The sequence below is a fragment of the Colwellia sp. 75C3 genome (assembly GCF_002836255.1).
Taxonomy (GTDB): Bacteria; Pseudomonadota; Gammaproteobacteria; order Enterobacterales; family Alteromonadaceae; genus Colwellia.
The window spans coordinates 300,869-322,975 of record NZ_PJAU01000060.1; the positions used below are offsets into that span (position 1 = coordinate 300,869).

19 protein-coding genes are annotated in these 22,107 nt (G+C 38.3%); 15 read left to right on the forward strand and 4 right to left on the reverse strand.

From position 1 onward, the window contains the following. Positions 1–192: 192 nt before the first annotated feature. The 4 genes from dapD to CXF85_RS20770 all read right to left on the reverse strand — a co-directional run bounded on the left by dapD (position 193) and on the right by CXF85_RS20770 (position 6,010). Positions 193–1,032 (reverse strand): 2,3,4,5-tetrahydropyridine-2,6-dicarboxylate N-succinyltransferase, encoded by an 840-nt coding sequence (gene dapD, locus CXF85_RS20755; protein WP_101230550.1) that lies wholly within the window; start codon positions 1,030–1,032, stop codon positions 193–195. A gap of 352 nt (positions 1,033–1,384) precedes the next feature. After that, complete coding sequence (gene glnD, locus CXF85_RS20760) at positions 1,385–4,015, reverse strand: [protein-PII] uridylyltransferase (protein WP_101230551.1); 2,631 nt, start codon at positions 4,013–4,015, stop codon at positions 1,385–1,387. 189 nt (positions 4,016–4,204) lie between these two features. Next, a complete protein-coding gene (gene map, locus CXF85_RS20765; RefSeq protein WP_101230552.1) occupies positions 4,205–4,993 on the reverse strand; it encodes a type I methionyl aminopeptidase in 789 nt (262 codons plus the stop codon). Positions 4,994–5,389: 396 nt separating this feature from the next. Continuing rightward, positions 5,390–6,010, reverse strand: a complete 621-nt coding sequence (locus CXF85_RS20770; protein WP_101230553.1) for a hypothetical protein — start codon at positions 6,008–6,010, stop codon at positions 5,390–5,392. A gap of 416 nt (positions 6,011–6,426) precedes the next feature. Here CXF85_RS20770 and rpsB point away from each other — a divergent pair, with 416 nt between their 5' ends. The 15 genes from rpsB (at position 6,427) to rnhB (ending at position 22,097) form a co-directional block, all read left to right on the forward strand. Then, positions 6,427–7,155 (forward strand): 30S ribosomal protein S2, encoded by a 729-nt coding sequence (gene rpsB / locus CXF85_RS20775; RefSeq protein ID WP_101230554.1) that lies wholly within the window; start codon positions 6,427–6,429, stop codon positions 7,153–7,155. Positions 7,156–7,289: 134 nt separating this feature from the next. Further along, positions 7,290–8,138 carry a translation elongation factor Ts gene (tsf, locus tag CXF85_RS20780; RefSeq protein ID WP_101230555.1) on the forward strand — a complete coding sequence of 283 codons (849 nt, stop codon included), beginning with the start codon at positions 7,290–7,292 and terminating at the stop codon, positions 8,136–8,138. A 246-nt stretch (positions 8,139–8,384) separates the two neighbouring features. Then, positions 8,385–9,128, forward strand: coding sequence for a UMP kinase (pyrH, locus tag CXF85_RS20785; RefSeq protein WP_101230556.1), 744 nt, complete (start codon positions 8,385–8,387; stop codon positions 9,126–9,128). Between the two features lie 77 nt (positions 9,129–9,205). After that, a complete protein-coding gene (frr, locus tag CXF85_RS20790) occupies positions 9,206–9,763 on the forward strand; it encodes a ribosome recycling factor (RefSeq protein ID WP_101230557.1) in 558 nt (185 codons plus the stop codon). A 93-nt stretch (positions 9,764–9,856) separates the two neighbouring features. After that, entirely contained in the window at positions 9,857–10,624 is a 768-nt protein-coding gene (gene uppS, locus CXF85_RS20795; protein WP_101230558.1) for a polyprenyl diphosphate synthase, read from the forward strand. 126 nt (positions 10,625–10,750) lie between these two features. After that, the gene (locus CXF85_RS20800) at positions 10,751–11,614 is read left to right on the forward strand and encodes a phosphatidate cytidylyltransferase (RefSeq protein ID WP_101230559.1); all 864 of its coding nucleotides are present in this window, start codon (positions 10,751–10,753) and stop codon (positions 11,612–11,614) included. Between the two features lie 48 nt (positions 11,615–11,662). After that, positions 11,663–12,898 carry a 1-deoxy-D-xylulose-5-phosphate reductoisomerase gene (ispC, locus tag CXF85_RS20805; RefSeq protein ID WP_101230560.1) on the forward strand — a complete coding sequence of 412 codons (1,236 nt, stop codon included), beginning with the start codon at positions 11,663–11,665 and terminating at the stop codon, positions 12,896–12,898. 1 nt (position 12,899) lies between these two features. Continuing rightward, positions 12,900–14,258 carry a sigma E protease regulator RseP gene (rseP, locus tag CXF85_RS20810; RefSeq protein ID WP_101230561.1) on the forward strand — a complete coding sequence of 453 codons (1,359 nt, stop codon included), beginning with the start codon at positions 12,900–12,902 and terminating at the stop codon, positions 14,256–14,258. Between the two features lie 217 nt (positions 14,259–14,475). Then, complete coding sequence (gene bamA, locus CXF85_RS20815) at positions 14,476–16,938, forward strand: outer membrane protein assembly factor BamA (protein ID WP_101230562.1); 2,463 nt, start codon at positions 14,476–14,478, stop codon at positions 16,936–16,938. Positions 16,939–17,047: 109 nt separating this feature from the next. After that, positions 17,048–17,566, forward strand: coding sequence for an OmpH family outer membrane protein (locus CXF85_RS20820; RefSeq protein ID WP_101230563.1), 519 nt, complete (start codon positions 17,048–17,050; stop codon positions 17,564–17,566). 63 nt (positions 17,567–17,629) lie between these two features. Further along, positions 17,630–18,679, forward strand: a complete 1,050-nt coding sequence (gene lpxD / locus CXF85_RS20825) for a UDP-3-O-(3-hydroxymyristoyl)glucosamine N-acyltransferase (RefSeq protein ID WP_101230564.1) — start codon at positions 17,630–17,632, stop codon at positions 18,677–18,679. A gap of 126 nt (positions 18,680–18,805) precedes the next feature. Beyond that, positions 18,806–19,258, forward strand: coding sequence for a 3-hydroxyacyl-ACP dehydratase FabZ (gene fabZ, locus CXF85_RS20830; protein ID WP_101230565.1), 453 nt, complete (start codon positions 18,806–18,808; stop codon positions 19,256–19,258). A 61-nt stretch (positions 19,259–19,319) separates the two neighbouring features. Continuing rightward, the gene (gene lpxA, locus CXF85_RS20835; RefSeq protein ID WP_101230566.1) at positions 19,320–20,090 is read left to right on the forward strand and encodes an acyl-ACP--UDP-N-acetylglucosamine O-acyltransferase; all 771 of its coding nucleotides are present in this window, start codon (positions 19,320–19,322) and stop codon (positions 20,088–20,090) included. A gap of 124 nt (positions 20,091–20,214) precedes the next feature. Beyond that, a complete protein-coding gene (gene lpxB, locus CXF85_RS20840; protein ID WP_101230567.1) occupies positions 20,215–21,393 on the forward strand; it encodes a lipid-A-disaccharide synthase in 1,179 nt (392 codons plus the stop codon). Positions 21,394–21,443: 50 nt separating this feature from the next. Then, entirely contained in the window at positions 21,444–22,097 is a 654-nt protein-coding gene (gene rnhB, locus CXF85_RS20845) for a ribonuclease HII (protein ID WP_101230568.1), read from the forward strand. Positions 22,098–22,107: the final 10 nt, after the last annotated feature.

Sequence of the window (22,107 nt, forward strand, 5' to 3'; positions counted from 1 at the left end):
ATACCAAGCCTCAGCCTTTTAATGAGTATCATGAATAATCAATTTATCATCATATTTAGAGGGGGTTTTAATAAGATTTATTACAAGCATAAAAAAGCTCGCAAGGGAGATATTGTTCACAATAAATCAAAAGCAAGCTTCATTAGTCTTAGTTAGTGTCAAACGTTTAACGATTTAACAAAACGGGGATAACTATTCTTCAGATACTGAGCGAAGTAGCTCATTAATACCCACTTTAGCAAGAGTTTTGGCATCTACCTTCTTTACGATAATAGCAGCATATAAACTGTATGTACCACAAGCTGACGGTAAATTACCAGGAACTACAACAGAGCCAGCTGGTACACGACCGTAATGTACTTCACCTGTTTCACGGTCAAAAATACGCGTACTTTGGCCGATGTAAACGCCCATAGAAATCACCGCACCTTCTTCTACCACAACGCCTTCAACAATTTCAGAGCGCGCACCAATAAAGCAGTTATCTTCAATAATAGTTGGTCCGGCTTGTAAAGGCTCTAATACCCCACCAATACCAACACCGCCAGATAAATGCACGTTCTTACCTATTTGTGCACAAGACCCAACAGTTGCCCATGCATCAACCATACAGCCTTCATCGACAAAAGCACCAATATTAACAAAGCTCGGCATTACCACAACATTTTTACCGATAAAGCTACCGGTACGTACACTTGCGCCTGGCACAACGCGAACGCCGTCTGCTTCAAACATTGCTTGTGTGTAACCTTCATATTTCATCGGTACTTTGTCAAAGAAGGTACTTTCTGCACCATCAATTACTTGGTTATCCCATATTCGAAAAGAGAGTAATACCGCTTTTTTAAGCCATTGGTTTACATGCCAGTTACCATCTACTTTTTCAGCAACACGTGCGCTGCCATTATTTAATGCGGCTAAAGCATCAAGCACTGCGTTTTTTATTTCACTTGATACGGTTGCTGGTGTAATGCTTGCTCTGTCTTCAAAAGCTTGTTCAATTACGCTAGCTAAGTTTTTTAAATCTGTCATTAGGCTTTCCTATTTGAAATTTTATTTGTGTTATAAGGACAATATTTTAGTTATTCCAACCGGATCGATAAAAAATCCGGTTGTTCTTATACCAAGTACATTAATTAATTGACCACTTAGCGATAATTAAAAGGCTTAGAGGCAAGGCATTGATTGAAGAGAATGGTTATTCCCTTGTTGAAATTAATAACGCCGCATGTAAGCCTTTTAAACTCGCCCTTTGGGAGTTTATTAGCAAACTAATAACAGCACGAAATTAAAGAAATATAGGATAACTATGTTTAAGTAATTTGGCTTGTTATAAGCTCGCTAATACAACTCTAAGTTGATAAATTTATTAGTGTAATTGGTATTAATCAATTTCTTCTTTTAAACGCAGTGCTAAAGCTTCTTGCTCTTGAACCGTTAACTCATTATTTTCGGCACTAGAGATAGTAAATACATCATCCGCCTTCTCACCAAATGTGGTGATTTTTGCGGAGTGAATATTAATCTGTGCTTGTTGAAATACTTGGGCAATATTTGATAATAAGCCCGGTCTATCCAAGGCTATTATTTCAATCATGGTTCTATTTTTTGAATGTATTTTAATAAAGTTAACACGTAGTGGTACTTTAAATTTTTTCATGTGCCTTGCTACCTTGGGCTCAGGTAACTCACAGATATTAACTTTCCCTAGTCTATCAACGAGGTCTTGACTCATCTCTTTGGTATAGAAACGTTCTCTTAACGGTTTATTACGACTGTCGAGTACGACAAAGGTATTTACGGTATAACCTGTTTTGGTAGAAATTATTTTTGCATCATGTATTGATAATTTCTTTGTCACCAAAAAGGCAACGCTGTTAGCAAAGGTATTATTTTTTTCTTTAGTGAAAATAAATACTTCTGTGCCGCCTCTATAGGGAACTGAGCTGATAAGCACTAAAGGCTTTTCTCTGTCGTGTTCGAGAATGTTTTGACATTGTCTAGCTATTTGCTCAGGGGAGTAACGTAAAAAGTAATCAACTCTGAACTCATCCCACAACGCTTTAATACTTTGCTCATTAATATTCTGTTCGCTTAATATGGCTAATGCTTGTTGTTGATTCTCTCGAATCTTAGAACGAGTCTCAACCGGTTTCTCTAAACCATGACGAAAAGCACTTAACGTATTAAAATAGAGTTCTTCAAGTAAGTTTGCTTTCCAATTATTCCACAAGCTTTCATTGGTACCGCGCATATCGGCTACGGTTAAACAATAAAGATAATTTAAATGCGCTTCATCTCTTACAATTTCCCCGAATGTTTGAATGACATTTTCATCATTAATATCACGGCGCTGAGCAGTCACCGACATTAATAAATGATGCTCAACAAGCCAAGCCACCATATTACTGTCATGTTTGCTCATTTGATGGGACAAGCAAAAATTTAAGGCATCTACCGCACCTAATTTAGCATGATCGCCACCACGGCCTTTGCCGATATCATGAAAGAATCCACCAAGATAAAGCACTTCAGGTTTACGAATTTTTTGTACTATTTTACTACACAGTGGAAACTTATGATTATGCTCTTTTTGACTAAACTGATGTAAATTTTTAATCACTCGGTAGCTGTGTTCATCTACTGAGTAGGCATGGAAAAGGTCAAATTGCATTTGGCCGGCAATATTACGCCAAAGCGGTAAATATGAACTGAGAATACTGTGCCTGTGCATTAATGTTAACGCTAAACCTAAGCCTCGTGGATGACGAATAATAGCCATAAACATACGGCGACATTCAGCATAATCGATCAAGCCTGAAATGAGTCGTCTGCGCGCATTACGCATTAATCGCATGGTATGTGAATGTATACCTTTAATACCCGGCTCTTGAGCTATGATTAAAAACATTTCAATCATTTTGACAGGGCGCATAAAAATACGGTCGTTTCGGGTGTTAATTAAGGTATCAACCAACTCAAAATCCTGATTGATAATACTGATATTACTCTGTTCAGGTTTTTTGATAATCGCTTGTTCGAAATGCTGTAGTAGCATGGTATTCAATTCAGTCACACGAGCAATAATACGGAAGAAACGCTTCATCATACGCTCTACTGGAGCTTTACCCTCATCACCAAAGCCCATCATTTTCGCTACATCTGCTTGGTAATCAAATAAAAGCCGATTTTCACTTCTACCGGCCACAAAATGTAATGCAAAGCGCATGCGCCATAGGTAATCTTGTGACTCTAACAGCTCAAAAAATTCATTAGGGTAGAGGTAGTTATGTTCAACTAGTTCTTCAAGTGAGTCTGCTGAAAAATGACGCTTGGCGACCCAAGAAATCGTTTGAATATCACGTAAACCACCCGGATTTGCTTTTAAATTCGGTTCAAGGGTATAGGCAGCACCACGGTATTGTTGATGTCTGGCATCCTGCTCTTTACATTTTGCGATAAAGAATTTTTCTGAGGTCCAAAAAACCTCTTCATTTAATAACGGCATTAATTGCTGGGTAAGTGTTTCACTACCCGCTATTTGTCGCATTTCCATTAAATTGGTGGCAACAGTTACTTCTTTTACCGCTTGTTTTAAGCATTCTTTAATAGAGCGAACACTATGGCCAATATCAAGTTTTATATCCCAAAGTTGAGTAATAAAGCTGGATATTTTTTCTTCTAATTCTAGATTAACTTCTTCTTGTGTTAATAATAAAATATCAACGTCAGATTGAGGGTGTAATTCAGCTCGACCATAACCACCAACAGCAACTAAGCTAATTTGATACTCATCAAGGTGGTGCTGACACCACAATTTTTTTAAAATGGCATCAACAAAAATAGCGCGCGATGATAATAAGTCACTTATATCATTATCAATAAAAACATCTTTTAACCAAGTATTAAAGGACAGACTTAATTGGCAAATATCATGGGTAGATAAAAAGTCAGCACTAACAGCTAATTTATTAATAAATTCGGGAGGAACTATATGTACTGGGTTATTAGTCAAGAGTTTACCTTTTATCTATAGCGATTAATCTTTAGGTGTTAATGTTTTATACCCGATACCGATTAAGTGCATGGTTTCAGCATTTTGAATGGTAACAGGAGTATACCCGTTACCATTTAAGATATATTTTTCAGAGCATTTGAACAGTTCCCACTGAAATCCAGACTTTGAATGGCAGCAGTTTAAATATTAATTATGTAATATGCGGGTAATTGTTTCTTCTTCACGTAATGTCAAAATTTCACAACCCGTTTTAGTGACAACAATGGTGTGTTCCCATTGCGCTGATCTTTTGCCATCGGCAGTATAAACAGTCCAGTTGTCGGTCTTATCTAACAGCGTACCAGAACGACCTAAGTTAACCATAGGTTCAATGGTAAAACACATGCCAACTTCCATTTTGGTTTTGTCATTGTTTTTATAGTGCATAATCTGTGGTTCTTCATGAAACTCTTGACCTATACCATGACCACAATAATCTTTCACTATAGAGTAACGACCTGATTTTTTGACGAACTTTTGAATAGTTGCGCCAATTTCACCAAAAGTAGCACCAGGCTTAACTTTTTTAAGCGCTAAATAAAGCGACTCTTGAGTGATACGACAAAGGCGATTATCTTCAGCTGAGACATCTCCTATTAGAAACATTTTGCTGGTATCACCATGATAACCGTCTTTTATTACGGTAATATCAAGATTAATAATATCACCATCAGCTAACGTTGTGTCATCAGGGATACCGTGACAAACAACGTGATTGACTGAAGTACAAATAGACTTAGGAAAGTGATGGTAATTTAGTGGCGCTGATATAGCCTCTTGCACTTTATCCGTATATTCTGCGCATAACGTATTAAGGGCATCAGTGGTTATGCCTGCTTTTACATGAGGTGCTATCATTTCTAATACCTCAGCGGCTAGCTTGCCGGCAATGCGCATTTTTTCTATTTCTTCTTGGCTTTTTATCGTGATGGCCATCGTTGTCTATCTCTTTAAGTTTTCGCTAGTGGCGTGATTGACGACCACTATGCTATTGAGTATTTGTAACGCCATACTGTTGGAGTGCTTATGGCGTAATTATGGAATAATGAGCTTGGTATATACCCGCTACCAATCAAGATGCATATTTCAGAGTGCTTGAGCAATTTCACTTCAAGGCGCTGTGATGAAATAAGGGTTATTTCCTTATAAATCACAGCAACGATGAAATTATGTTGCTCAAGCGCTTCTTTGATGGGTTTAAAATAACTTTATACCGCGTTAAATAATCAAACCATAGAATGACTATGCTTAAATCATTTGCCTTGCCTAAAGTCATTTTAACTCCCACTGAAACCCTGCACTTTGAATGGTAACGGGTATTAAGATACCAAGTTAAGCGTATTTATTTAACTCTAATTTTATCGCATCAATTATGGCATCAGGTTCTTCTAGGTATAAATTGTGATTAAGTAGAATAAGATCATCATCTATTGCCAATAATAACGCGGGAATAGCCTGAGTTCCTATTATTTCCTGTAGGGCATAAATTTCATGCACCTGCGCCGCAGCATCACTCGATAATTTCGTTTTGTTAAAGATCTTTGCGGGTACTGATAACTTGAATTCATCTACGATGTCATTTAAATGTGCTTGTTCACTGAGCTCATTGCCTTTTGAAAAATGCTCAGTTTGTAAAGCATTTAATAAAGCTAATGCTTGTTGAGGCGTTTTTTCAGCAGCCCAAGTCATCAGGTTGGCACATAAGGTAGAATCTTTTCCATGAGAGACTTTACCCATGTACTCAGGAGAAAAATTAACCGAAGATAGATCTTTAACTTGGGCAATTTGTTGCTTAGTTATTACATTATTATCATCAGCGTCAGAAAAATAGGCGCAATGCCATAAATTAATTGCTACTTCTGGTAATGATTTGTTTACCGCATTCACTAAAGGAGTTGTTGCATAACTCCAAGGACAGTGACTGTCATAAATGAAAAATAATTCTGCTGTCATTACTTACCCTATAAAAATTGGTGATTTAGATTAAAAACGATATGTATATATTAATATCTGCTGATTTTAACTCGCCTTGCTTTAATATCCCACTATAAATCGTCTTTTGGTGATAAATCATTTTTGTCTAGCTAAAAAATCGCCTTTATGGTATAAAGTGCGGCGCTGAATTTTTAGTTAGCCTTTATTATTGTTGTTTTATACGATAAAAATAGGCTTGGCTTGGTTTAGTGACAATTTAAATCGACTATTTGAATGAAAAACTTTATTAAGTTTTTTGGCTTATAAGTCATTATTATAAACTCACATACATCTATTAAAGGTATACCGGGGTGCTCAGTTTAGACTATAAAGTCAAAACAAAAGAGTCGTGTATATTGGGTGTATGAACGCTTAACCCCATAAAGGAAAGAAAAATGTCAAACGTTTCAATGCGCGATATGCTTAAAGCCGGTGTTCATTTCGGTCACAAAACACGTTACTGGAATCCTAAAATGAAGCAATTCATTTTTGGTGCTCGCGATAAAGTTCATATCATTAACCTTGAACAAACAGTTCCAATGTTCAATGAAGCACTTGCTTTCGTAAACAATGTTTCATCGAAAAAAGGTAAAGTGTTATTTGTTGGTACTAAACGTGCTGCAAGTGATGCAATCAAAGATGCTGCTATTAAGTCTGACCAATTCTACGTTAACCACCGCTGGTTAGGTGGCATGTTGACTAACTGGAAAACAGTTCGTCAATCAATTAAACGTCTAAAAGATTTAGAAGCTCAAAGCAGTGACGGTACTTTCGAAGCGTTAACTAAGAAAGAAGCGTTAATGCGTACTCGTGAAATGGAAAAGCTTGATAAAAGTTTAGGTGGTATCAAAAACATGGGTGGTTTACCTGATGTTTTATTTATCGTTGATGCTGATCACGAGCACATTGCTATTAAAGAAGCAAACAACCTTGGTATCCCAGTAATTTCTGTTGTTGATACTAACTCAAACCCTGATGGTGTTGATTACATCATTCCAGGTAACGATGATGCAATTCGTGCCGTCACTTTATACTGTGATGCTGTTGCTAACTCTGTGCTTAGTGGCCGTGAGCAAAACATCGTAGTACAAGCTGAAAAAGACGGTTTTGTTGAAGCTGAGTAATCTCGGTTAGCAATACGTTTATTTTCTATTGCCACAAAAGTACGCTTTTGTGGCAACTTATTTAATACTTATGCCCAAAATTGATTTAGTGATAATTCAAATCTGGGGATAACAGAAAACTGAGGAATTAACTCATGGCAATTACTGCTGCAATGGTTAAAGAACTTCGTGAACGCACAGCTGCGGGCATGATGGATTGTAAAAATGCTTTAGTAGAAGCTGAAGGCGACATGGAACTTGCGATTGAAAATATGCGTAAGAACGGTCAAGCTAAAGCGGCTAAGAAAGCTGGTAACATCGCTGCTGAAGGTGCAATTTTAATTAAAACTACTGATGGTCTTGCCGCTTTAGTTGAAGTTAACTGTCAAACAGATTTCGTAGCAAAAGATGATAACTTCTTAGGTTTTGCTAACGAAGTTGCTGATGCAGCCCTTGCTTCTAAAGTAACAATCGCAGATCTTCAAGCACAATTCGAAGAAAAGCGTATTACGCTTGTGACTAAAATTGGTGAAAACATCAATATTCGTCGCGTAGAATACGTTAAAGGTGCTAATTTAGCATCTTATAGCCATGGCGCTACTATCGGTGTTGTTGTTGCTGGTGAAGGTGATGCAGAATCACTTAAGCACATTGCTATGCATGTTGCTGCAAGCAAGCCTGAGTTCTTAACTCCTGATGACGTTCCAGCTGATGTTGTTGCTAATGAAAAACGCATTCAAATCGAAATGGCGATGAACGAAGGCAAGCCTCAAGAAATCGCTGAGAAGATGGTTACAGGCCGCATGAAGAAGTTTACAGGTGAAGTTTCTTTAACTGGTCAAGCTTTCATCATGGAACCTAAGAAAACTGTTGGTGTTATTCTTACTGAGAAAGGTATCACTGTTTCTAACTTCGTACGTTTAGAAGTTGGTGAAGGTATCGAGAAGAAAGAAGAAGATTTCGCAGCTGAAGTAGAAGCACAAATTGCTGCTGCTAAAGCTTAATTTATTTTATTTGATGGCTTAGTTTTATTACTAACATAATCAAATGAATTGAATTACTCAAAAACGTCTACCTTGGTAGACGTTTTTTTATACCAAAAATTTGCTCTTTACGTAATAAAAAGTGAGTTTTTTCAGTTTAGACTATCGTGTGTGAGCTAAACGTATTAAAATAGCCGCGGTCTTTTGACCTCGGCTATTTTTTTTGCTTAAATTTTATTACTTTAACCGCGACAGGAACTTTTCCCTATGACAACCAATCCTAAACCTGCTTATCGACGAATTCTATTAAAACTCAGTGGTGAAGCGCTAATGGGTGACGAGGGTTTTGGAATTGATCCTAAAGTACTTGACCGCATGGCTCAAGAAATCAAAGAGCTGGTAGAAATGGGTATCCAGGTGGGTCTAGTTATCGGCGGTGGTAATTTATTTCGCGGTGCGGGTCTAGCTGAAGCTGGTATGAACCGTGTTGTTGGCGATCAAATGGGCATGTTAGCTACCGTAATGAATGGTTTAGCAATGCGTGACGCGCTACATCGTGCCTTTGTAAATACACGTTTGATGTCAGCTATTGATTTAGCCGGTGTATGTGAGCGTTACAACTGGGCAAATGCCATCAGTTTATTAAAATCTGGCCGTGTAGTTATTTTTTCTGCTGGTACAGGTAATCCATTTTTCACTACAGATTCAGCTGCATGTTTACGCGGCATAGAAATAGAAGCAGATGCTGTATTTAAAGCGACAAAAGTTGATGGGATTTACTCGGCAGATCCAGTGACAAACCCAGAAGCAGAGCTTTATAGTGAATTAAGTTATGATGAAGTACTCGACAAAGAATTAAAAGTGATGGACTTAGCTGCCTTTACTTTAGCCCGTGATCATAATATGCCTATTCGCGTATTTAATATGAATAAAGCGGGTGCGTTGAAGTCTGTCATCATGGGCGGTAGTGAAGGTACCGTGATTTCACACAAAAAACGTATTGAAACTTAAGTCAAAATTAGAGTGAGTAAGCCACGAGATATAAAGTCCAGGCTTAAATTAACTTATTAATATTTAGGGAAATTATCGTGATAGATGAAATAATTGAAGATGCTCAAGACCGTATGGGCAAGAGTATCGATGCTTTAAAAACTAGTTTGACTAAAATAAGAACTGGCCGTGCACATGCATCATTATTAGATAATATTGTTGTTGAATATTACGGCATGGATACCCCATTAAACCAAGTAGGCAATGTATCAGTGCCAGATGCACGTAATCTTTCGATTACGGTTTTTGATAAAGGAATGATTTCAGCGGTTGAAAAAGCCATTATGAAATCTGATTTAGGCTTAAACCCACAATCGAATGGCACGTTAATACGCATCCCATTACCACCGCTTACTGAAGAGCGTCGTAAAGATTTGGTTAAAGTTGTTCGTGGTGAAGCTGAAGGCGGAAAAGTGGCTATCCGTAATATTCGTCGCGACGCAAACTCGGACTTTAAAAGTCTATTAAAAGAAAAAGAAATCAGCGAAGATGACCATCATCAAGCTGAAGATTCAATTCAAAAGATCACAGATGCTTTTGTCAAACAAGTGGATGAAGTGCTTGTGAAGAAAGAAGCGGAATTAATGGAAATATAAGTTCATCTAATAACATAACGCCATGTTGCTGCTATTTAGCCAACTGGCGTTTTTTATTAAGAGTGACTTAGATAATAAATGGAAAATTGTTAAGTGAATAACAACGAAGTTTTAGCTGAACAGGCTGATAATAAAAATATTCCTCAACATATTGCTATCATCATGGATGGTAATGGTCGCTGGGCACAGTTACAAGGCAAGGGACGAGTTGCAGGGCATAAAGCGGGTGTTGAATCAGTGCGAGCAGTTGTGGCTAGTGCACGTAAATCGAATGTTAAAGCATTAACACTCTTTGCTTTTAGTAGTGAGAATTGGCAACGCCCGGCAAAAGAAGTAGGTGTGCTAATGGATTTGTTTATGTATGTATTAACTAAAGAAGTTAAACGTTTACATAAGCATAATATTCGCTTTCAAGTAGTAGGTGATTTAAGCCGTTTTTCTGATAAGTTACAAAAAAACATTGCTAAATCAGAGCAGCTCACCGCCGATAATACCGGTTTAGTTTTATCTATTGCGGCAAACTACGGTGGTCGTTGGGATATAGCTCAAGCAGCTAAAAAACTAGCCAGTGATGTCAATCAAGGCATTATATCTCTTGATGATATTAATGAAGAGTCACTCAATGAACAAACTTGTCTAGCAGACCTGCCCACCTTAGATCTACTTATCCGTACCGGTGGTGATTGTCGAATTAGTAATTTTCTTTTATGGCAAGCTGCCTATGCTGAACTTTTTTTCACTGATACGTTATGGCCAGACTTCAATGAAATAAAATTTCAAGAAGCGATAAACTGCTTTGATCAGCGAGAGCGTCGTTTTGGCAAGACGGGTGAACAAGCAAGAAACGAACAAACATCGTAAGACGATAGACAAAATAGCGTTAACAAAAAATATAATTAAGAACAGCAAGCCAAGTCAATTACTCAGAGCTTGCCTGACTAACCATTAGTCCATTACAACTATCTACTAAAAATAAAAGGGTAGCCCTTGTTAAAACAACGAATTATAACGGCTTTAATATTAGCACCAGCAGCAGTCTCAGCAATTTTCTATTTGCCCATTAACTATTTTGCAGGGCTTTTAATGGCAATTATCGCCATAGGTGCATGGGAATGGGCCCGTTTTATGGGCTTAATCGATACCATTCAACGTTTAAGTTATGCTGTAGTTACCACAGCATTAATAGGGCTCTTATGGTATCTATTACCGGTAGATGAAACATGGTTCGTGATCTCTGGCGTACAATATGAAATAACTTCTCTGCTGTGGTTAAGTGTTGTTTGGTGGATGTTCGCTGCTTTATTAATGTTTTTTTACCCGAAGTCGAACACTTTTTGGGCGAGTAATAAATTTATTATTGCCATCTTTGGCTGGTTAACCCTAGTACCTACTTGGCTTGCGTTTATGGTATTACGTACCAATAGTTACATGATAGATGAGTTTCAAGGCGCGCAGTTATTGATGTACTTGTTTATGCTGGTGTGGAGTGCCGATGTAGGTGCTTATTTTGTCGGTAAATCAATGGGTAAAACTAAACTGATGCCCAATGTTAGCCCGGGTAAAACGGTAGAAGGTTTTCTTGGTGGCGTGGTATGTGCTGCTATATTAACCATCGTTGTAGGTGTTTCATTAGAATGGTCAAACGATGATTTTATAACTGCACTGTTAGTCACTCTGTTAATTACTTCTATTTCTGTTTTAGGTGATTTGACCGAGAGTATGTTTAAGCGACAAGCGGGTGTAAAAGATAGCGGTACAATATTACCTGGTCATGGTGGTATTTTAGATAGAATAGATAGTCTTACGGCAACTGCACCTGTGTTTGCTCTTTGTTACATATTACTTGCTTAATTAGATTTTGAATCACTAGCATTTTGATAAATTAATTGGGGTAGATGCGTGTCTAAACGTCAGCTTTGTATTTTAGGTTCAACAGGATCTATTGGTTGTAGTACTCTGGATGTGGTACGACTTCATCCTGATAAATTTCAGATAATCAGTTTAGCGGCAAATGCTAGCGTTGAAGTGATGTTTGCTCAATGTATTGAATTTAAACCACAACAAGTGGTATTAGTTTCTAGCGAACATGCCACTTTGTTGTCTCAAAAACTTAGCGACGCTAATGTTAGTGATATTACCGTGTTATCGGGTGAACAAGCGTTAATTGACATTGCACAATGTCAAACGACTGATACGGTAATGGCCGCTATTGTTGGAGCATCGGGCTTATTGCCTACCCTTGCAGCGGTTAATGCGGGTAAGCGTGTCCTTTTAGCTAATAAAGAAGCTTTAGTGACATCAGGCGCCATATTCATGGCTGCTGTCAAAGCTTCAGGTGCAAAACTGTTACCAATAGACAGTGAGCACAATGCAATTTTCCAATGCTTGCCATCCCATCAACAAGATGAAATGGGTGAATGCCAACTCATTGATAACGGCATCAATAAAATTTTGTTAACTGGATCGGGAGGGCCTTTTAGAACGAGGGCTATTGAAACTCTTGAGTCGGTAACTCCTGCTGAGGCTTGTGCCCATCCAAACTGGGATATGGGTCGAAAAATATCAGTCGATTCGGCTACCATGATGAATAAAGGTTTAGAGTTTATTGAAGCAAAATGGCTTTTTAATGTAGATGCTGCGGATATTCAAGTAGTGCTGCATCCTCAAAGTACCATACATTCAATGGTGCAATATAAAGATGGCTCTGTAATCGCTCAAATGGGTAACCCGGATATGCGAACCCCCATTGCCCACGCTTTAAGTTTTCCAAACCGTATTGAATCGGGTGTTCCAGATTTAGACTTTTTTAATACTCCGTCGTTTGAATTTAAAGAAGTTGATTTTGTAAGATATCCTAACCTGAAACTGGCTATTGATGCTTGTAAACAAGGTCAAGCTGCTTGTACTGCGCTTAATGCGGCTAATGAAGTAGCAGTAGCTGCTTTTTTAGACGAAAAAATAAAGTTTACCGATATTTTCAAAATAAATGAAACTTCTGTGAAAAAATTTGTCTCACAAAGGGTAGATAATATTAATGAGGTGATGGCCCTCGATAAACAAGTACGTTTATTCGCACAAACATTATTGGTTGATTTTATGCCTACAAAATCGGTAATGCAAAAGGGTATCAAATAGCATGATGGATTTTTTGTGGAACCTAGCATCTTTTGTGGTTGCTTTGGGTATCCTAGTGACAGTACATGAATATGGCCATTTCTGGGTAGCTAGAAAAAACGGCGTAAAAGTTGAACGTTTCTCCGTTGGTTTTGGCCGAGCACTGTGGCGAAAAACAGGTAAAGATGGCACTGAATATGTTTTGGCAATGATACCTTTAGGTGGTTATGTCAAAATGTTAGATGAACGTACTGACGATGTTCAACCAGAAGATAAAGATAAGACATTTAACAGTAAAACCGTATACCAGCGTATAGCAATTGTTGCGGCAGGGCCAATGGCTAACTTTGTTTTTGCTTTATTTGCTTTGTATCTAATGTTTTTAATTGGTGTGCCGAGTGTAAAACCCTTGATAGGCAATATTGTACCTAGTTCAATAGCTGCCCAAGCTAAGTTAATAAATGACACTGAGATTGTAAGTGTAGCAGGCAATGCTACCCGCAATTGGCAAGAAGTTAACCTTGCGCTAATCGGACAGATTGGCAATGAAGAGATTGAAGTTAAAACGAAAAAAAGTGGTAGTCAGTATGTCTCAACCTTTATATTGGATACAAGGCAATGGCAGTTTTCACCAGATAAAACATCAGCTTTAACGAGTTTAGGTATCACGCCTTTTCGACCTAAAGTTCATAATGAGTTAGCCGCCATTGGTGATGAAAGCCCAGCAGCACTTGCCGGATTGCTTGTGGGTGATAAACTTATGTCAGTGGGCAGTGTTGAAACCCATGACTGGTTAACTTTTGCTAAAGAAATAAAGCACTATCCCGGGCAAGAGGTGTTAATTACCCTAAGTCGTAATAATAAAACGATAACTTTGCCTGTGACACCTAATAGTGTCGAACGTGCTGGAAGTATTGTTGGCTATATTGGTGTGGCGCCTAAAGCGGATGCTTGGCCAGAAGAGTTTTTGATTGAGTTAAGTTATGGGCCTATCGAGGCAATAAAGGAAAGTGCTCAACGAACATGGAACTTGACTAGTTTAACCTTTAGTATGATAGGAAAATTGATTACTGGCGATGTATCAGTAAAGAATTTGAGTGGACCTATTGGCATTGCGCAAGGTGCAGGCAATAGTGCAGGTCATGGTTTTGTTTACTTTTTAGGCTTTTTAGCACTAATTAGTATTAATTTAGGAATAATTAACCTTTTACCGCTTCCAGTACTTGATGGCGGACACTTACTCTATTATCTTATAGAGCTTTTCACAGGTAAAGAAGTGCCAGTGAAAGTTCAAGAAGCCGGTTTTAAGTTTGGAGCCTTAGCTCTATTGATGTTAATGGCGATTGGGTTATTCAACGATTTTAGTAGAGTTTTGGGTTAAACAAGTTGAAGGAAGTAGGTATTCTTTATTGCTAAAACGCATAAGAAATTTCAAAGGAAGGAAACGGAAAGTCGAAGAGGCTAGGTTTAGGTCTTAACGCTTTAATATTATTGGCTTTGAATTATTTAATATATTCAGTCGAGTGTTAGAGTCACATGCAACATGTTAATTGTGTAGCTAACAGTTTTTATAAAAAAAATAACGAAGTTTATAATATATGATCATGAAAAAAATTGCCTTTGCCCTCCTATTAGTAGGAGCGCTTGGAACATCAATCCCTAATGCTCAAGCAGCATCAAGCTTTCAAGTTGAAGATATCGAAGTTAAAGGTCTCCAGCGTGTTGCTTTAGGAGTGGCATTAACTCATCTTTCTTTCAATGTCGGTGATAACCTCAATGACTTTAGAATTTCACAATCAATAAAGGCTTTGTATCAATCGGGCCATTTTAACGATATTCGCGTTTACCGTGACGGTAACCGTTTGGTTTATCGTGTTAAAGAGCGCGAGACTATTAGTGAAATACTTTTTGATGGTAATAGCGATCTAAAAGACGAACAGTTAACAGAAAGTCTAGATGGTAGTAACATACGTGTTGGTGAGACCCTTGACCGTACCGTTATCTCCGGTATAGAGATGGGATTAGAAAATTTCTATCACAGTGTTGGTAAGTACAATGCAAAAGTTACCGCTAAAATCACGCACTTGCCGAGAAATAGAGTTAACTTAGAATTCACTTTTGTCGAGGGCGACTCTGCAGCGATTAAGCAGATTAACATCGTCGGCAACGAGGTGTTTTCTGATGCTGAAATCATGGATAAAATTGAGCTCACTTATGACTCGCCATGGTGGAACTTTATGGCGCAAGATAGATACCAGAAGCAAACCCTACAAGGTGATATGGAAACGATTAATAGTTATTATCTTAATCGAGGCTATTTACGCTTTAAAGTAGACTCCACTCAAGTATCAATGACGCCTAATAAAGAAGCGGTATATATTGCGCTTAACGTTAGTGAAGGTGAAACTTACAAGATCAGTGAAGTTGATTTTGTTGGCGATATGGCTGGTTTTGAAAATACTATTCGTGCGATTAATCCATTGCAAGCCGACGAACTATATAACGGTGCTGAGGTGACTTATACCGAAGAAGTTATTAGTAAATTTCTTGGTCGTTATGGTTATGCTTACCCTAAAGTGACAACCATTCCTGAAGTAGATGATGAAAACCATACGGTTAAATTGTCTATATCGATTGACCCAGGTAAACGTGTGTATGTTAACCGCATCAACTTTACTGGTAATCATGTCACTGCTGATAATGTATTACGACGTGAAATGCGCCAAATGGAAGGCGCTTGGTTATCAAACGGTGTAGTCGAGTCATCAAAGTCTTGGTTAATGCGCTTACCTTATATGGAAACTGTTGAGTTTGAAACTAAACAGATAGAAGGTGAAGATGATTTAGTCGATATCGACTTTACTGTTAAAGAACAGCCATCAGGTTCATTTAATGCCGGTATAGGTTATGGCTCGCAAACTAAACTAAGCATTAATGCGGGTGTCCAGCAAAATAACTTTTTAGGTACAGGTAATCAACTTGGCTTTAATGTATCGAAGAATTATTATCAAAAAAATGCCACTATTTCTTATACTGACCCTTACTTTACCGTCGACGCTGTTTCGTTAGGTGGGCAGGTTTATTACAGTGAGTATGATGCTGGTAATGCCAACATGGTTGAATATAATAATAAAACCTTTGGCCTAGGTCTTAACTGGGGCTTCCCAGTAAACGAATATCTACGTTTGAACTTTGGTGTTGGTTGGAAGTATAACCAAATATCACAATTACAAGCTTACGATCAGATTCAAAACTTTTATGATATCTATGCGGATCCTAACGATCCTGATGGTCAGCTAGCTTTTAGAACACTTGATTTGAATGCCGGTTTATCACGTAGTACTTTGAACCGAGGAACTTTCCCTACGGCAGGCTCTCAGCAAAGGCTTAATGCTAAAATGACTTCACCAAAGTCTGATTTACAGTACTTTAAGTTAAACTATGATGCTAAGTTCTATTTCCCATTAACCCGTAGTCAGAAGTGGTCTGTTTTAACTCGCTTACAGTTAGGTTACGCCAATGGTTATGGAACAGTTGATGGCAACGATCAGTTATTGCCGTTCTGGGAAAACTTTAGTGCCGGTGGTGCTGATACCTTACGTGGTTTTGAAAATAATACTGTAGGTCCGAATGCTATTTACCGTCGACCGCAGACACTACCTGGCGGTGGTTGTTGTTTAGGGCCTGATAATGACTCTATAGGTGTTAGTCAGAGTTCTGTTGGTGGTAATGCCATGGCACTTGCCGGTATCGAGTTGATCGTACCAACACCATTTTTAGATGAAAGTTATGCTAATAGTGTCCGAACTAGTATTTTTTGGGATGCTGGTAGTGTTTGGGATACAGAGTTTGATTTAGAGAGCTATTCAAGCTTAGATCCTAACGAATATGAAAAGATTGATGACTATTCTGATCCAGGTCGTTTTCGTAGCTCAGCAGGTATTTCAATTCAATGGCTCTCACCAATGGGACCAATGATTTTTAGTTTTGCTAAATCGCTTAGGGAAGAAGAAGGGGATGATACTTCATTCTTTAGCTTTAACATTGGTAAAACATTTTAATAACGCAGATTTTAGCTGCGTTAAATGAATCAAACTTTCAATATTAACTTACAGAATTATCTGTCTGTAAATATTGAAAGAATCAAATAATAAATAAAGGGGAACAACATTGAATAAAGTTATTAAAACTATGGTTATGGGCGTCGCTGCATCGGGTATGTTATTAGCAAGTTCAGTTATGGCTGCGGATCAAAAAATTGCAGTAGTAAACTTTCAAGAAATTATGGGTAAAATACCGCAAACAGCTGCGCTAATGCAAAGTTTAGAAGCTGAGTTTAAAGATGAAAAAACTATCATCACACAACTAGAAAAAGACATTAAATACTACCAAGAAAAAATCAAGCGTGATGGTGCGTTAATGAGCACGAAAGAAAAAGAAGAATTAGACGTTAAAGTTAAGTCTTTATTCCAAGAATACCAAGTAAAAGGTAAGGCATTACAACAGAAAGCCACTCAACGTCAAAATGAAGAAACCAATAAGATTATTGCCTTAGTTCGTCAAGCAGTAGATAACATTGCTGTTAAACAAGACTATGACTTTGTGCTTTCTCAACAAGCTGTTGTTTATTCAAAGCCAGCTGCTAGCATTACTGATATTGTGGTAGAGCATGTAAGCAAGCTTAAATAAGCTTATTACTCATCAATATCATCAACATAGATATATGTACTCATCACAGTAAGAGGCACTAATATGACTTACACGTTAGCTGAAATAGCTATCAAGTTAAATGCTAAATTGATAGTGCCAGCAGAGCTGGATGAGTCAACAGAAGGCTTTACTTCAATAAGCGGCTTAGCAACGTTAGCTAATGCCGCTGCTGGTCAAATAGCTTTTCTAGCCAATAGTAAATATCAGCAACAACTTGGCTCTACTAAGGCGAGTGCCGTTATCGTGTCTCAAGACTCAGTGGAAGCTTGCCCTGTGAGTGCACTTGTTATGGACAACCCTTATATGGGTTATGCCATATTAGCTAATTTATTAGATAGCACACCAAAGGTTGCGTGTGGAATTCATCAAAGTGCCGTGATTGCCGATGATGTTACTATCGGAGAAAATGTCAGTGTTGGCGCTAATGCTGTTATTGAATCAGGTGTGCAATTAGCTGACAACGTCAGTATTGGTGCAGGCTGTTTTATTGGCCACGGTGTTAAAATTGGTGAGGCTACCACTCTTTGGGCAAATATAACTATTTACCACAAAGTAGAAATTGGTCATCACTGTTTAATTCAAGCGAACACTGTTATTGGTTCAGATGGCTTCGGTTATGCGCCAGTCAAAGGACCGTATAAGTGGCATAAAATCCCGCAATTAGGTAGTGTCATTATTGGTAACCATGTTGAAATAGGTGCCAGTACTACCATCGACCGAGGTGCTTTGGATAATACCGAGATACGAGATGGCGCAATTTTGGATAACCAAATTCAAATTGCTCATAATGTTATTGTTGGTGAAAACACAGCCATGGCAGCCTGTAGTGTTATCGCAGGTAGTACTGTCATGGGAAAAAACTGTACTATCGCGGGCTTGGTTGGCGTTAATGGCCATATCAATATTGCCGATAACTGCATTTTTACCGGTATGGCTATGGTGACCAAAGATATTACCGAAGCAGGTGTTTATTCATCTGGTATGCCAGCTGCACCAAATAAAGAATGGAATAAAACTAATGCGCGAGTTAGACGACTGGATAGTCTGACTAAGCGGGTGAAAGAGTTAGAAAAATTACTTCCGAATAGCTAGCTATTAACCCCGCCAATGCGTAAAATACTGCAAAGTCTTTTTGTCACTTAAGACACAGCTGACGCAAATATAGTAGCGGTTAGTTAATTTATTAACTAACCGTGCTAGCTAACAAGGAATACCCATTTGGACACTGTAAAAAAACCAATCGATCTTAACGAAATCAAAACGTTGATACCCCACAGATACCCGATGTTATTAGTAGATAAAGTACTTGATCATGAACCAGGTAAAACGTTACATGCAATTAAAAATGTAACCATTAACGAACCTGTTTTTACTGGTCACTTTCCTGAGTTAGCCATTTTTCCTGGTGTATTGATTTTAGAAGCATTAGCACAAGCGACTGGAATTCTTGGCTTTAAAAGCACAGAAGGGCGTGAAGATAACGAAATGTATCTATTTGCCTCAATTGATAAAGCTAAATTTAAAAAGCCGGTATTACCAGGCGATACCATGCATTTACACGTTGAGTTTATTAAAGAACGTCGTGGTATGTGGAAATTCTATGGTGAAGCTAGAGTTGATGGAAAAGTTGTTTGTAGCGCTGATCTGATGTGTGCTCGTCGCGCTTTATAATCTCCTTATATTAGCTATCCTTTAGCATAAAGGCTCACTTACCCAGTAGAGGATCTACCTTATGATTCATCCCCAAGCTATTATTGAACCAGGTGCCGTTATTGGCGAAAATGTTTCCATAGGTCCATGGACTTATATCGCTAGTAATGTTGTTATTGGTGATAACTGTGAAATTAAATCCCATGTCGTTATTAATGGGCCGACCCGTATTGGTAAAGGTAATCGTATCTTTCAATTCGCCAGTATTGGTGAAGACTGTCAGGATCTCAAGTATGCAGGTGAACCGACAGAATTAATTATTGGTGACAATAATACTTTCCGTGAATCTTGTACTATTCACCGTGGCACGATTCAAGATAATAGTCTTACCCAAATTGGCAGTAATAATTTATTTATGGCGTATACCCATGTTGCCCACGATTGTATCGTTGGTAGTCATTGTATATTTGCCAATAATGCTTCTATCGCTGGTCATGTGCATGTCGGTGACCATGCCATTATTGGTGGCATGGTAGGTGTTCATCAATTTTGTCATATTGGCGCGCACAGTTTTATTGCTGGTAATGCCTTAATACTTAAAGATGTTCCAGCCTATGTAATGGCTTCTGGCCAACCGGCAAAACCTTTTGGCTTAAATAGTGAAGGCTTAAAACGTCGTGGTTTTGATAAAGAAACTATTTTGAGCATAAAACGCGCTTATAAAGTAGTATACCGTCAGGGACTTTCCGTTGATGAAGCATTGCTTGCTATCAGTGAAATGCCGGCCCAATCCCCAGAATTACAAGCATTTTGTGATTCAATCAAAGAATCTAATCGCGGCATCATTCGTTAAACCTAATACGTTAAACTAGTGCCTTTAAGACTAGTACCTTTAATACCAGTGCCGTTATGACTAGTACCGTTTATATGGATACCATTAGGCTAGGCACTACTAACTTTAAGTACCTTTAACGCCTATGACTGCTCAGAATTCAAACCATCAACCACTCCCTGTCTTTGCGATTGTTGTGGGTGAACATTCCGGTGATACCCTCGGCGCAGGCCTGATTACTTCATTACGTTTAGCACACCCCGATGCAAAATTTATAGGCATCGGCGGTCCTAAGATGGAAGCGTTAGGTTTTGAAAGCCTTTTTGCTATGGATGAATTATCTGTCATGGGCTTGGTAGAAGTTCTTGGTCGTATCCGCCGTTTATTACATGTCCGTAAAACGCTAACTAATTTTTTTACTGCCAATAAACCCGATGTGTTTATTGGTATCGATGCGCCTGATTTTAATATCGGTCTTGAATTAAAACTTAAAGGGCAAGGCATTAAAACAGTGCATTATGTTAGCCCGTCAGTTTGGGCTTGGCGTGAGAAACGAATTTTCAAGATTGCTAAAGCAACAGATATGGTTTTAGCATTATTGCCCTTTGAAAAAGCTTTTTATGATAAGCACGATGTTCCTTGTACTTTTGTTGGTCATCCACTTGCGGATGACATTCCGATGCAAAGTGATAAGTGTTTAGCAAGGAATCAGCTTGGTTTAGCGCAAGATAAAAAAATATTGGCGCTTATGCCGGGTAGTCGAGGTGGTGAGTTATCACGTTTACTAGAAGACTTCTTCGAGAGTGCGAAGCAGTTACAAGCCCAAGATAGTGAACTACTTTTTGTCGCGCCTATGATCAGTGAACAGCGCGTCGAGCAGTTTAATGCCCTTAAAGCTGAATTTGCTCCAGATTTAGCGGTAGAGGTTGTGCTTAATCAAACTCAAGAAGTAATGGCCGCTAGTGATTGTCTATTAACTGCTTCGGGTACTGTAACCTTAGAAGCTGCTTTGATTAAGCGACCAATGGTTATCTGTTATAAGTTTAGCCCGGTTACCTTTTTATTAGCTCGCTGGTTAGTTAAATTGAAGTGGTTCTCTTTACCTAATTTATTAGCAGATAAAACTTTAGTCCCTGAACTCTTGCAAAAAGATGTTTGCGCTAAGAATATTGTTCCCTTGATTAAAGAACGTTTATATCAGGACCAAAGTGATTTGAATGAAAGTTATACTAAAATCCATCAGCAACTAAAGTGCGACGCGAGTAAACAAGCAGCTAAAGCCGTACTTGATGTTTTATCGAGTAACTCTTTAGTAAGTAAATAAGAAATAAAATAGAAAAACCTATTTCTAGCAAATTATGACGAGTAAATAATATGGCGAACAAACAAACTTTTCCTGATTTTGAATACCCTGTAGCATATTGTATTGCGGGAGTTGATGAAGTAGGTCGTGGCCCTTTGGTTGGCGATGTCGTTACAGCTGCGGTAATTTTAGATCCCGATAATCCTATCGAAGGATTGATGGATTCAAAAAAACTGTCCGAAAAGAAGCGTAACTTACTATCCATTGAAATAAAGGAAAAGGCAATTTCTTGGTCATTAGGGCGCGCCAACCCGCAAGAAATTGATACCTTAAATATTTTACACGCTACTATGCTGGCAATGCAGCGCGCTGTTGCCGGTCTGAACGTTGAACCCGATTTTGTACTAGTTGATGGTAATCGTTGTCCTACATTTTTAGCTAATGTCAGTGCTACCGAGCAACAAAATAATAAAATAGCTAGCCAAGCAGTGGTTAAAGGTGATGCGCGAGTTGCTGAAATAAGTGCTGCTTCTATTATTGCTAAAGTAGCCCGTGATAATGAAATGATCGCCCTAGATAAACTTCACCCTGAATATGGTTTTGCTAAGCATAAAGGTTACCCAACCAAACTGCATTTAGAGAAAATAATTGAACTTGGTGTCCTTGATTGCTATAGACAAAGTTTTAAACCTGTCGCGAGAGTATTAGGTACTTACCATGATTAAGAATATGATT

Bases quoted from the DNA above. Each gene is read 5' to 3' on its own strand.
- dapD (WP_101230550.1), bottom strand. From the start codon at position 1,032: ATGACAGATTTAAAAAACTTAGCTAGCGTAATTGAACAAGCTTTTGAA.
- map (WP_101230552.1), bottom strand. From the start codon at position 4,993: ATGGCCATCACGATAAAAAGCCAAGAAGAAATAGAAAAAATGCGCATT.
- CXF85_RS20770 (WP_101230553.1), bottom strand. From the start codon at position 6,010: ATGACAGCAGAATTATTTTTCATTTATGACAGTCACTGTCCTTGGAGT.
- rpsB (WP_101230554.1), top strand. From the start codon at position 6,427: ATGTCAAACGTTTCAATGCGCGATATGCTTAAAGCCGGTGTTCATTTC.
- tsf (WP_101230555.1), top strand. From the start codon at position 7,290: ATGGCAATTACTGCTGCAATGGTTAAAGAACTTCGTGAACGCACAGCT.
- pyrH (WP_101230556.1), top strand. From the start codon at position 8,385: ATGACAACCAATCCTAAACCTGCTTATCGACGAATTCTATTAAAACTC.
- rseP (WP_101230561.1), top strand. From the start codon at position 12,900: ATGATGGATTTTTTGTGGAACCTAGCATCTTTTGTGGTTGCTTTGGGT.
- bamA (WP_101230562.1), top strand. From the start codon at position 14,476: ATGATCATGAAAAAAATTGCCTTTGCCCTCCTATTAGTAGGAGCGCTT.
- lpxD (WP_101230564.1), top strand. From the start codon at position 17,630: ATGACTTACACGTTAGCTGAAATAGCTATCAAGTTAAATGCTAAATTG.
- lpxA (WP_101230566.1), top strand. From the start codon at position 19,320: ATGATTCATCCCCAAGCTATTATTGAACCAGGTGCCGTTATTGGCGAA.
- lpxB (WP_101230567.1), top strand. From the start codon at position 20,215: ATGACTGCTCAGAATTCAAACCATCAACCACTCCCTGTCTTTGCGATT.
- rnhB (WP_101230568.1), top strand. From the start codon at position 21,444: ATGGCGAACAAACAAACTTTTCCTGATTTTGAATACCCTGTAGCATAT.